This window comes from Streptomyces pseudogriseolus, assembly GCA_002154585.1.
Classification (GTDB): Bacteria; Actinomycetota; Actinomycetes; order Streptomycetales; family Streptomycetaceae; genus Streptomyces; species Streptomyces pseudogriseolus.
Genome location: MUNG01000224.1, coordinates 1 through 11517 on the forward strand (window position 1 = coordinate 1; position 11517 = coordinate 11517).

Annotated in this window: 8 protein-coding genes; 4 read left to right on the top strand and 4 right to left on the bottom strand. The window is 72.8% G+C overall.

Annotation, left to right across the window (positions count from 1 at the left end; translation table 11 throughout):
• The 4 genes from CCN29_RS20555 to CCN29_RS20570 all read left to right on the top strand — a co-directional run.
• A partial coding sequence (locus tag CCN29_RS20555; protein ID WP_107481720.1) for a spore photoproduct lyase family protein occupies positions 1-1092 on the top strand: 1092 nt, incomplete at its 5' end.
• 67 nt (positions 1093-1159) lie between these two features.
• Positions 1160-2014 carry an ABC transporter ATP-binding protein gene (locus tag CCN29_RS20560; RefSeq protein WP_086683615.1) on the top strand — a complete coding sequence of 285 codons (855 nt, stop codon included), beginning with the start codon at positions 1160-1162 and terminating at the stop codon, positions 2012-2014.
• Positions 2011-2991, top strand: a complete 981-nt coding sequence (locus CCN29_RS20565; RefSeq protein WP_086683619.1) for an ABC transporter substrate-binding protein — start codon at positions 2011-2013, stop codon at positions 2989-2991. The genes CCN29_RS20560 and CCN29_RS20565 overlap by 4 nt, the downstream gene beginning before the upstream one ends.
• Positions 2992-2995: 4 nt before the next feature.
• Positions 2996-5065 (top strand): iron ABC transporter permease, encoded by a 2070-nt coding sequence (locus tag CCN29_RS20570; protein ID WP_086683622.1) that lies wholly within the window; start codon positions 2996-2998, stop codon positions 5063-5065.
• Positions 5066-5148: 83 nt separating this feature from the next.
• On the opposite strand, the gene CCN29_RS20575 is transcribed toward CCN29_RS20570, so the two are convergent.
• From CCN29_RS20575 to CCN29_RS20590, 4 genes are all read right to left on the bottom strand, one after another.
• Positions 5149-5601 carry a phospholipase gene (locus CCN29_RS20575; protein ID WP_086683625.1) on the bottom strand — a complete coding sequence of 151 codons (453 nt, stop codon included), beginning with the start codon at positions 5599-5601 and terminating at the stop codon, positions 5149-5151.
• A 234-nt stretch (positions 5602-5835) separates the two neighbouring features.
• Positions 5836-7866: an RICIN domain-containing protein gene (locus CCN29_RS20580; protein WP_086683628.1), complete on the bottom strand. Its 2031-nt coding sequence runs from the start codon at positions 7864-7866 to the stop codon at positions 5836-5838.
• A gap of 124 nt (positions 7867-7990) precedes the next feature.
• On the bottom strand, positions 7991-10033 hold the full coding sequence (locus CCN29_RS20585) for a beta-galactosidase (RefSeq protein WP_006136137.1): 2043 nt from the start codon (positions 10031-10033) through the stop codon (positions 7991-7993).
• A gap of 71 nt (positions 10034-10104) precedes the next feature.
• Positions 10105-11442 carry an ABC transporter substrate-binding protein gene (locus tag CCN29_RS20590; protein ID WP_031022884.1) on the bottom strand — a complete coding sequence of 446 codons (1338 nt, stop codon included), beginning with the start codon at positions 11440-11442 and terminating at the stop codon, positions 10105-10107.
• Between the last annotated feature and the right edge of the window lie 75 nt (positions 11443-11517).

Consider the following 11517-nt stretch of genomic DNA (forward strand, 5'->3'; position numbering starts at 1 on the left):
ACCCCCTCCTCCCCCTTCCGCGACTCCCGCCAGGCGCACCGCCTCCTCGCCGTCGAGGAGATCCACGCCGAGCCGGCCGCCGCCGCCTCCCCCCGCGGCCGCGAGATCCTCGCCCGCTTCCCCGAGGCCCGCCTCGTCGAGGTCCCCTCCCACTGGCGCATCCCCGACCTGCACGGCAACGAGGGCAGCGCGGACCGCTGGATGCGGATCAAGCGCGAAGCCCTCGTCCTCGGCGTGCGGAAGAAGCTCACCACCCGCCCCAACGGCCGCTCCGCGGACTGGATCGCCCCCGGTCCCTCCAACGGCTGCGCCCTGTCCTGCGTGTACTGCTACGTGCCCCGCCGCAAGGGCTTCGCCAACCCGATCACCCTGTTCACCAACATCGACGCGATCATCGCCCACCTGGGCCGTCACGTCGCCGCGCAGGGCCCGAAGACGGAGCCGAACCAGTGCGACCCCGAGGCGTGGGTGTACGACGTCGGGGAGAACGGCGACTGCTCGGTCGACGCGCTGATCTGCGACAACACCGCCGACCTGATCCGCGCCTTCCGCGGCTGGCCCACCGCGAAGGCGTCGTTCGCCACCAAGTTCGTCAACCCGGACCTGCTGGACCTTGACCCGCGCGGCCGGACGCGCATCCGCTTCTCGGTGATGCCGGCCGACGACTCCCGCCTGCTGGACCTGCGCACCAGCCCGGTGGACCGGCGGATCGCCGCCGCCGCGGACTTCCTCGACGCGGGCTACGAGGTGCACTTCAACCTGTCGCCGGTCGTCGTCCGCCCCGGCTGGCAGGACGCGTGGGACGAACTGCTGCGGCACATGGACGACGTACTCCCGGAGCGGGTGAAGCGCCAGGCGCTGGCCGAGGTCATCATGCTCACCCACAACGCGGACCTGCACGAGGTCAACCTCCGCTGGCACCCGCGCGGCGAGGACGTGCTGTGGCAGCCCGCCCTCCAGGAGACCAAGCGCTCCCAGAACGGCGCCCTCAACCTCCGCTACCACGCGGGCGTCAAACGCCAGGCCCTCGCGGAGCTCCGCGAGATCATCGCGCGCCGCACCCCGTGGCTGGGCGTGCGCTACGCGTTCTGAGCCCCCCGCGGCCCCGAGCGCCTCACCCCCTGTCAAGGCGAATTAAGGCTAGGCTAACCTTGCCTGCGTGATTCCAGGTGAAGAGGCGTCCCCGCTCCCGCGCGGGCATGAACTGGCGGCCATCGGCGTGACCGTGGCGTACGACGGCACGGACGTCGTGCACGACGCGGAGCTGACGCTGCGCCCCGGCGAGGTGACCGCCCTCGTCGGACCCAACGGCAGCGGCAAGTCGACCCTGCTGCGCACCGTCGCCCGGCTCCAGCGGTCCCGGCACGCCGCCCTCACGCTCGACGCCGCCACCGACGCGCTCGCGCTCGGACCGCGCGAGTTCGCCCGCCATGTCGCCCTGCTGCTGCAGAGCCGGCCCACGCCGAGCGGCCTGAGCGTGCGCGACGTCGTGGAGTTCGGCCGCTACCCGCACCGCGGACGCTGGGGCGGCACCGACCCGGGCGGCCGGGCCGCCGTCGACCGCGCCCTCGCCCTCACCGGCGTCACCGGCCTCGCCGACCGCGGCGCCGAACACCTCTCCGGCGGACAGCTCCAGCGCGTCTGGCTGGCCGGCTGCCTCGCCCAGGAGACCGGCGTCCTGCTCCTCGACGAGCCCACCACCTACCTCGACCTGCGCTACCAGGTCGAACTCCTCGACCTCGTACGCGATCTGGCGGACGACCAGGGCATCGCCGTCGGGGTCGTGCTGCACGACCTCGACCAGGCCGCCGCCGTCGCCGACCGCCTCGTGCTCCTGTCGGACGGACGCGTCGTCGCCGAGGGAGCACCCGAGGACGTCCTCACCCCCGAGCGGCTGACCGAGGTCTACGGCATCCGCATCGAGGTCGACACCGACCCCCTCACCGGCCGGCTGCGCACCCGGGCCATCGGCCGTCACCACACCCGAAGCGAAAGGGTCCGCACCACCTCATGAGACGCCTCCTGCGCACCGCGCCCCTGGCCGCCGCCGCTGCCCTGCTGCTCGCCGCCTGCGGCACCACCGAACCCGCGGCCGACGACAAGCCCACGGCGTCGGCCGAGCCCCTCACCCTCACCGACGCGTCCGGCGCGAAGGTGGAGCTCGACGGGCCCGCCAAGAAGGTCGTCGGCACCGAGTGGAACGTCGTCGAGCACCTCCTCTCGCTCGGCGTCGAGCCGGTCGGCGTCGCCGACGTCAAGGGCTACAAGACCTGGGACAGCGCCGTACCGCTCACCAACGACGCCAAGGACGTCGGCACCCGCGGCGAGCCCAGCACGGACACCATCGCCGCGCTGAACCCCGACCTCATCGTCGCCACCACCGACCTCCAGCCGAACGCCGTCGCGCAGCTGCGGAAGATCGCCCCGGTGCTCGAGGTGAAGTCCGCTGACGCCTCCGACCCGGTCGGGCAGATGCTGGAGAACCTCGACCTCATCGCGAAGGCCACCGGCACCACCGAGCGGGCCGCCACCTTGAAGAAGGACTTCGACGCCAAGCTCGCCGAGGGCGCCAAGGCCCTCGAGGACGCCGGCCTCAAGGGCGCCGGGATCGCCTTCTCCGACGGCTACGTCGTCTCCAACCAGGTCTCCCTGCGCCCCTACACCTCCGGCTCGCTCATCGGCGGCGTCAACGAGCGGCTCGGCCTGAGGAACGCCTGGAAGCTGAAGGGCGACGAGGCGTACGGCCTCGCCGCCACCGACGTCGAGGGCCTCACCTCCCTCGGCAAGGTGCAGTTCGTCTACATCGGCAACGAACAGGACGCCTCCAGCGACCCGTTCGGCAAGGAACTGAAGAACAACTCCGTCTGGACGTCGCTGCCGTTCGTGAAGTCCGGCAACGTGCACCGGCTGGACGACGGCATCTGGATGTTCGGCGGCACCGGCTCGATGGAGCGCTACGTCGACGCCCTCGTCGCGGCGCTGACGAAGTAGCGCGATGGCCGTCACCGCCACCCCTCCCACCGTCCGCCCGGAGACGGCCGCGCCGTCCCGGGCGGGCGCGGCCGCGGTGACGACCGCGCTCGTGCTCCTGGTCGCCGCCCTCGCCGTCGTCGACATCACCCAGGGCACGGCCGCGGTCGGCCCGGCCGAGGTTCTCAAGGCCCTCACCGGCAGGGCCGACCCGGCCGACGCGTCCGTCGTCGTCGCCTCACGGCTGCCGCGGATGGCCGCGGGCCTGCTCGTGGGCGCCGCCCTCGGCATCGCGGGCCTCGCCCTCCAGGCCGTCAGCCGCAACGTCCTGGCGTCCCCGGACACCCTGGCCGTCAACGCCGGCTCCTACTTCGCGCTCGGCGTCGTCGCCGTCACCGGCCTGTCGCTGCCGCTGCTCGCCTCCTCGGCCGTCGCCTTCGCGGGCGGGCTCGCCGCGGCGGCCGTCGTCCTCGGCCTGTCCGGGCTCGGCGCGGGCACCGTACGGCTCGTGCTGGCCGGAACCGCACTCGCGCTCGGCCTGACCGCCGTCACCGAAGGGCTGCTCCTGCTGTTCCCGCAGGAGACCGAGGGCCTCTACCAGTGGAACCAGGGCAGCATCGGCCAGAACGGCTTCGACGGCGTGCTCCAGATGCTGCCCGTGGCCGTCGTCGCACTCGCCGGGCTGCTTCTCGTCGCGCGCCGGGTGGACGCCCTGGCGCTCGGCGACGACACCGCCCGCGGCCTCGGCGTGCCGGTGCGGGCCACCCGCGTCACGGCCGTCGTGCTGGCGACGCTGCTGTCCGCCGCGGCCGTCACCCTCGCCGGCCCGATCGGCTTCGTCGGCCTGTGCGCCCCGGCGCTGGCCCGCCCCCTCGCCCGCCGGTTCCGCGGCCTGCGCCGGCTGCGCGCCGGCGCGGCGGTCGCCGGGCTCGTCGGCGCCGCGCTGGTGCTCGGCGCGGACGTGCTGCTGCGCGCGCTGATCGACGCCGACACCGCCGTCGCGGTGCCCACCGGCGTGGTCACCAGCCTCGTGGGTGCGGCGTTCCTGGTGGTGACGGCGGCCCGGCTGCGCGACACCGGCGGCGCCGCCGAGGCCGACAAGCTGACCATCCGCAGCCGCACCGCCTTCCTCGTCACGCTCACGGCGCTGGTGCTCGCCCTGGCCGGCGTCGCCGTCGCTGGGCTGCTGCTCGGCGACCACACGCTGCTGCTGGGCGACGTGGCCAACTGGGCGCAGGGCAGGGCCGGACGGACCGTCTCCTTCGTCCTGGACACCCGCACCCCGCGGGTGCTCGCCGCGCTCCTCGCCGGCGCGGCCCTCGCGCTGGCCGGCACGCTCGTCCAGGCCGTCACCCGCAACCCGCTCGCCGAACCCTCCGTGCTCGGCGTCTCCGGCGGCGGCGCGCTCGGCGCGGTCCTCCTCGTGACCACCGCCCCGACGGCCGGAGGCTGGAGCGTCTCGGCGGCGGCCTTCGCGGGATCGGCGCTCACCGCGGTCCTCGTGTTCGGGCTCGCGGCGCGCGGCGGCTTCCGGCAGAACCGGCTGGTGCTCGTCGGCATCGGCGTGGCGTCCGGGACGACCGCGCTCATCAGCCTGCTGATCGTGCTCACCGACCCGTTCAACGCCACCAAGGCGCTCACCTGGCTGTCGGGCTCCACCTACGGCCGCGGCCTGCCCGACGTGCTGCCCCTCGCGGCGGTGCTCGCGGCCGGCGTGGCCGTGGCGGGCGTACGGCACCGGGAACTGGACCTGGTCTCCCTGGACGAGGACACGCCCCGGCTGCTGGGCCTCGGCCTGGCGCGCAGCCGGCTCGGCTTCCTGGTGCTGAGCGTCCTGCTCACCGCGACCGCCGTGGCCGCCGCGGGCACCATCGGCTTCGTCGGCCTGGTGGCCCCGCACGCCGCGCGCGCCCTGGTGGGCCGCCGGCACACCCGGGTGCTGCCGGTCGCGGTGCTGCTGGGCGCCGTACTCGTGTGCACGGCGGACCTGCTGGGCCGTACCGTCATCGCCCCGGCGCAGCTGGGGGCCGGCCTGATGACGGCGGTGATCGGCACGCCGTACTTCCTGTACGTGCTGGTGCGCGCCCGCCGCTGACGGGCGCGGGAGGCCGGCACGGGCCTCGCGGCGGGAGCCGTCCTCCCGGCCGCGAGGCCCGCGCCGTCCCGTCGGCGGGACGGTCAGCCGAAGGCCTTGACGGCCTGGTAGTAGGTCCACGCGGTGCTGTTGCAGGCGGTCTTGGTCGCGCCGCCGTAGGCGTTGCAGACGCGCTTGAGGTCCTCGTGGAAGGCGCTGTCGATCCGGGACTTGTTGGCGCTGAAGGAGCCGGCGGCCTTGTAGTTGCGGTAGCCGAAGTCGTGCCGGGCGCAGGCGCTGGAGAACGGGAAGCCGAAGGGGTTGTCGGGGGAGGAGGAGCAGTAGTCGGTGGACCAGTCGAACTGGTACGCGGCCCAGGCGCCCTGGTTGGCGCGGGCGGCGGCATATTGGTTGTAGCTCGACGCGCTGGTCTGGGTCCAGCTGGCGAGGACCTGCGGCTTGTCGGCGGGGGCCGCGTCGGCGGCGGTGGCCGTGCCGAGGACGCCGGCGAGGGCGAGGGCCGGGGTGGCGAGTGCGGCGGCGAGTCTTCGGTGCATCCCACACCTCCATGAGACTGCGGCCCGACCACCGGACCGCAGGTTCATGACAATTTCTTCCCGTCCGAAGAGTCGGTTTACACCGCAACTACATGAACACCTGTCGACGAAAGCCCCTGGGTGAAGGGAGCCGAGGCGCTGAGCGTAGGCGGCCCGAAAGGGCATGACGACGGGGCCGAACGGCACAGCGGCCCGGTGAGTGACCCACCGGGCCGCCCGGCACGACGGAGGGGGTCAGCCCGGCACGTCCGTGATCCTCCACCGCTGGTTCGCACCCGAGTTGGGCGGCCAGGTGGTCACCGCCGCGCCCTCGTGCGTGGCCTGACCGCCGACCTCCAGAAGCCGTCCGGTGGCCGCGTTGACCAGCGTCCAGGTGCCGTCACCGGTCGTGGACGCGATCCACTGGGCGGCAGGGTCCGGCCGGCCGTCGCGGGGCTCGGCCACGGGCACGTCGTCCCGTACGGTCAGCCGCAGGTCGCCGTTGGTGAACTCGTACCGCTGACGCGTCCCGTCGTCCGGGCGGACGGCACCGATCCGCCACCGCTGGGCGGCCGAGCCGTCGCCGCCGCCGATGACGAGGGACGTGCCGTCGCCCGCCAGGGTGAGCGCCTTGCCGCTCTGCACGCCGGTCAGCGTGTAGGTGTGACCCTTGCGCAGCAGCGGGGCGTCGGCGGAGACCCCCGAGACGCCGTCGACCACGAACGACGTCACCGATCGCGCGGGCACGGTGAAGGTGGCCGACCCGCCCGTGACCGGGACCGCCCGGTGCCGCACCAGCTTGCCGTCGGCGCTGGTCACCACGGGGGTGACGGTCGCCCTGGGGCCGACGGTGCGGAACCGGGTCAGGTCGAGGGTGACCTCGCGGGCCGTGTCGGTGTCGTTGACGTGGACGACCGAGGCGCCCCTGCCGTTGCGGGTCACCGCCGCCGCGCTGGAGGTGTCGTCCACCGTGATCAGCCGGTCGCCGGGCCGGATGAAGTGGGTGAAGTTACGGGCGGTGTCGAACTTCGTGTTCGTACGGACGGGACATGTCTCGAGGGTGTCCTCCGCGGTGCAGCTGAACGGGATCTGGATCTCGCCCCAGTTGCCGCCCTTGGCGGACTCGCCGCCCGGCTTCATGTTGTCGTAGTCCTCGACGGGCTGCCAGAACACCCAGGCGCGGGGCTCCAGTTCGCGCAGATCGTCGACGATGCGGGTGGCGAGGCCGAGTCCGGGGCGCATGTCGGTGAAGCTCTGCCCGTCGCCCCAGTCGCCCTCGACCTCGCTCATCCACAGCCGCTTGTTCTCCGCCTTGGCGATGTCGCGGACCGTGGTGCGCTGTCCCGTGCCGTAGGTGTGGACGTTCATCTGGCCGACCAGGGAACGGGCCTGGGGGCCGTACGCGGCCCAGTTGCGGGCGAAGATCGACGGGTTGGTCTCGTCCATCGCCGAGATCCGCGCCGTGGTGCCCGCCTCGCGCAGTGCCGGGGCGAGCGCGCGGATCACCTTGTCCTGGAGTCCGGGACCGATGTGGGCGCCCTCCTGACGGCCGCCGACCGGTTCGCCGTCGGGGCCGAGGCGGGTGCTCCAGTAGTCGGTGTTCGGCTCGTTGAAGGGGTCCACGGTGGCGACCTTGATGCCGTGCGCCTTCTCCAGCCGCCGGGTCACGCCCGCCACGTAGGCGGCGAAGTCGTCCACCGACTCGTTCCTCAACTGGTCCTGTGTCGCGTCGAAGCCGCCGGAGACATAGCCGCTGACCGTCATGAACCAGGGCGGTGAGTTGCTGAAGGTCTCCCAGTGGGTGATGTCCTTCTTGATCCGGTCGACCCACCAGCGCTGGGTGGCGTCGGCCCGGTCGTTCCAGTCGGCGGGGTCGTCCGGGTCCCACCAGCCGGTGTCCTCGCGGGTGGTGCCGGCGGGCGCCCGCCACCAGCCCTCGACGGCCCCGCCGGGCCGCAAGTAGTCCTCGACGTCGGGGGCGTTGCCGCCGCCGATGTTGTAGCGGGCGATGTTCAGGGCGAGTCCGTCGTCGCCGAAGAGCAGCCGCGCCAGCTTCTCGCGGATCTCCGGCGGGTAGTCGCCGGTGGCGTTGGCGAACCAGACGAGACTGGTGCCCCAGCCCTCGAACGGCTGCTGCCGGTAGGAGGGGTCGGGCCGTACGGTGACGGACGGCAGGTCGGCGGCCTGGGCGGCGGACATGGGTCCGGGGACCAGCGCGGCCCCGGCGACCAGGGCCGCGGTCAGTCCGGTGGCCGTGAGGAGCCGTCTGTTGCGGGTGCGTGCCATCGGTGTGCTCCCAACAGTGAGGTGCGGGTCGCGCTCTGGTGGTACGCCCGGCCGCGCTCACGGCCGGGAGGGACGAGCCTCCGGAACGGCGCCGGCCGTTCCGGAGGCGGTGCGGCGGTGCCGGTCAGGAGGCCGGCTGCCTCAGGACCGCGACCGCGCGCGGGCCGAGGGTGAGGGTGCCGTCGGTGTCGGTGGCGCCGAGCAGGATCTCGCCGTCGAGTCCCGGGACGGGGACGTCGTCGTCGGTGCGGTTGACCAGGAACAGGAACCGTCCCTCGGGGCCCCGGCGCACCACGGGTTCCACCGATCCCCGTGCCCCTTCGGGCAGTTCGCTCCGCACGCCGGCCGGTTCCAGCAGGCGGGGCAGCAGCGTCACCAGCCCGTCCACGCCGAGCCGGGTGGAGACGTAGGCAGCGGTGCCGCGGCCGGAGGGACGGCGGGTGACGGCGGGCCGGCCGGCCTGCTCGCCGGTGCGGTAGCGGACGAGGACGTCCGTGTCGTCGGCGGTCACCGTGATCCGGTCGGTCCACAGGGTGCCGGTCGTGGCGTCGTCCAGCTCCACCGCGTCGCCGTCGAGCAGCGGCGCGAACTCCTCGACCCGGATGCCCAGCAGGTCCCGCAGGGCGCCCGGGTAGCCGCCGAGCCACACGTGGTCGTGTTCGTCGACGATCCCCGAGAAGTACGTCGTGATCAGGTGCCCGCCCTGCTCGGTGTACCGGGTGAGGGTCTTCGCCAGGTCGGCGGGCACCACGTGCAGCACGGGCGCGATCAGCACCTGGTGGCGCTGGAGGTCCGACCGGGTGGTGACAAGGTCGGCGCGGATGCCGAGGCGGAGCAGCGCCGCGTACCAGTCGAGGGCCTCCTGCCGGTACCGCAGCAGCGCGGTGGGGTGCGAGTCCTGCTCACTGGCCCACCAGGAGTCCCAGTCGTACACGATCCCGACCGCGGCGGGCTCCCGCTCGCTGCCGGCCACCGGGGCCAGCGCCTTCAGCGTGGCGCCGAGTTCCGCCACCGCGCGGAACAGGTCGCTGTCCGCGCCGGCGTGCGGCACCATCGCCGAGTGGTACTTCTCGGCGCCCGCCGCCGACTGCCGCCACTGGAAGAAGCAGACCGCGTCCGCGCCGTGCGCCACGTGCAGCAGGGAGTCCCGGGCCAGCTCGCCGGGACGCTTGGCCACGTTCACCGGCTGCCAGTTGACGGCGCTGGTGGAGTGCTCCATCAGGAACCACGGCCGGCCGCCGGCGATGCCGCTGGTGAGGTTCGCGGAGAAGGACAGCTCGTCGCGGTCCTGCGGGCCGGGGTGCACGTAGTGGTCGTTGGAGACGAAGTCGATCTCCCCCGCCCAGTCCGCGTAGTCCATGCCCTTGGTGTTGCCCATCACCATGAAGTTGGTGGTGACCGGCACGTCCGGGGTGATCTCGCGCAGGAGGTCCCGCTCGGCGCGCAGATGGTCCTTGAGCGCGTCCGACGAGAACCGCTTGAAGTCCAGCTGCTGCGTCGGGTTGGGGTGCGAGGCGGCGAGCCGCGGCGGCAGGATCTGCTCCCACGCGGAGTAGCGCTGCGACCAGAACGCGGTGCCCCAGGCGTCGTTGAGCGCGTCCAGCGTGCGGTACCGCTCGCGCAGCCACTCCCGGAAGGCGCGGGCCGCGTCGTCGGAGTGGTCGTACACGTTGTGGCAGCCCAGCTCGTTGTTGACGTGCCAGGCGACGAGCGCCGGGTGGTCCCGGTAGCGCTCGGCGAGCTTCCGCACCAGGCGCAGCGCGTACTCGCGGAAGACGGGGGAGGTGGGCCGCCAGTGCTGGCGGGCGCCCGGCCACAGGGTTTCGCCGGTCGCGGTGACCGGCAGGACTTCCGGGTGGGCGGTGGTCAGCCACGGCGGCGGGGAGGCGGTCGCGGTGGCCAGGTCGACGCCGACGCCGCCCTCGTGCAGCAGGTCGAGCACCTCGTCCAGCCACCCGAAGTCCCAGGTGTCCGCCGTCGGCTGGAGCCGGGCCCAGGAGAAGATCCCGACGGACACGACGTTGACGCCGGCCTCCCGCATCAGCCGGACGTCCTCCTCCCACACGGACCGGGGCCACTGCTCCGGGTTGTAGTCGGCGCCGAAGAGGAGACGGGGGGCGGTGTCACCGTCCGGCCCGGCGCTGCGGGACAGGAGGGTGGAGATCATGGTGGTCCTTCCGGTGGGCGCGTCGGGCGGCGCGCGGGGAGCGCGCGCCGCCCGCCAGGTGGTGCGTGGCGCTACTTCTCGACGGTGAAGCCCTGCTCCTCGCCGTACTTCACCGAGGCGTCCTGCCATGCCTTCAGACCGTCCTCCAGCCGGGTGCCGGAGATGTAGGCCTTGCCGACGGTGTCGTTGAAGATCGAGTTGGCGTACGCCTGGAAGGGCAGGTACGACCAGTCGTCGGCGACGTTCGCGGCGGAGTCGGCGAAGATCTCGTTGGCCTTCTGGCCGCCGAAGTACGCGAACTCCTTGCCGAGGAACTCGGGGGACTTCAGCTCCGCCTGGGTGGCGGGGAAGGCGCCCTCGGAGACGCGGGAGGCGACGCCCGCACCGGAGTTGGCGTACTCCACGAAGGCGTAGGCCAGTTCCTTGTTCCGGGCGAGCGCCGGGACGGTCAGCGCGCTGCCGCCGTTCTCCGCGCTGGCCTTGTCGCCCTTGGTCCAGGCGGGCAGCGGGGCCACGCGCCACTGGCCGGAGGCGTTCGGCACGCCGGACTCGAAGTTGGCGGGCATCCAGGCGCCGGTGGACAGGGTGGCGATGGTGCCGTCGCCGAGGCCCTTGTACCAGTCGTCGGTCCAGCTGGTGACCGGTGCGAGCAGCTTCTCGTCGATCAGCTTCTGCCAGACGGCCGTGAACTTCTTCGCGTTCGCGTCACCGAAGTCGATCGCGACCGAGGTCCCGTCGACCTTGTAGGGACGCGAACCGGCCTGCCACAGCATGCTGGTGGTGAAGCCGGCGTCGCCGGTGTCGTTGGCGATGTACGCCTTCGGGTCCGCCTTGTGCAGCTTGCGGGCCGCGTCCAGGTACTCGTCCCAGGTGGTCGGGACGGCGATCTTGTACTTGTCGAAGAGCTGCTTGTTGTAGAACAGCGCCATCGGGCCGGAGTCCATCGGCAGGCCGTAGACCTTGTCGCCCTCGGTGACGGCGTTCCAGGGGCCGGGGGTGTACTTCGAGGCCAGCTTGCCCGCGCCGAAGCCGGACAGGTCGGTCAGGCCCTTGGTGAGCGAGTACTGGCCGATCGAGAAGTACTCGAGCTGCGCGACGTCCGGGACGCCCTTGCCCGCGGATATGGCGTTCGACAGCGCCGTGTAGTGCTTGTCCCCGGAGCGCTCGCTGACCAGGTTGACCTTGACCTTGGGGTACTTCTTCTGGAAGTCGGCGGCGACCGTCTTCAGCGTGGGCTCCCACGACCAGACGGTGACCGTGCCGCCCTTGTCCAGGGCCGCCTGGATGTCCTCGGCCGAGACCGACTCGGTGCCGGCCTCGTCGTCCGAGCCGCCGCAGGCGGTGGCGCCCAGGGCGAGGGAGGTCACGAGGGCGATGCCGCCCAGCAGGCGGCTGGTCCTTCTGCGCATGAGTGTGGATCCACTTCTTCGTGGGTGGGACAGGGGTGAGGTGGGACACGGAGGGGTGGGGGACACCGGACGTGG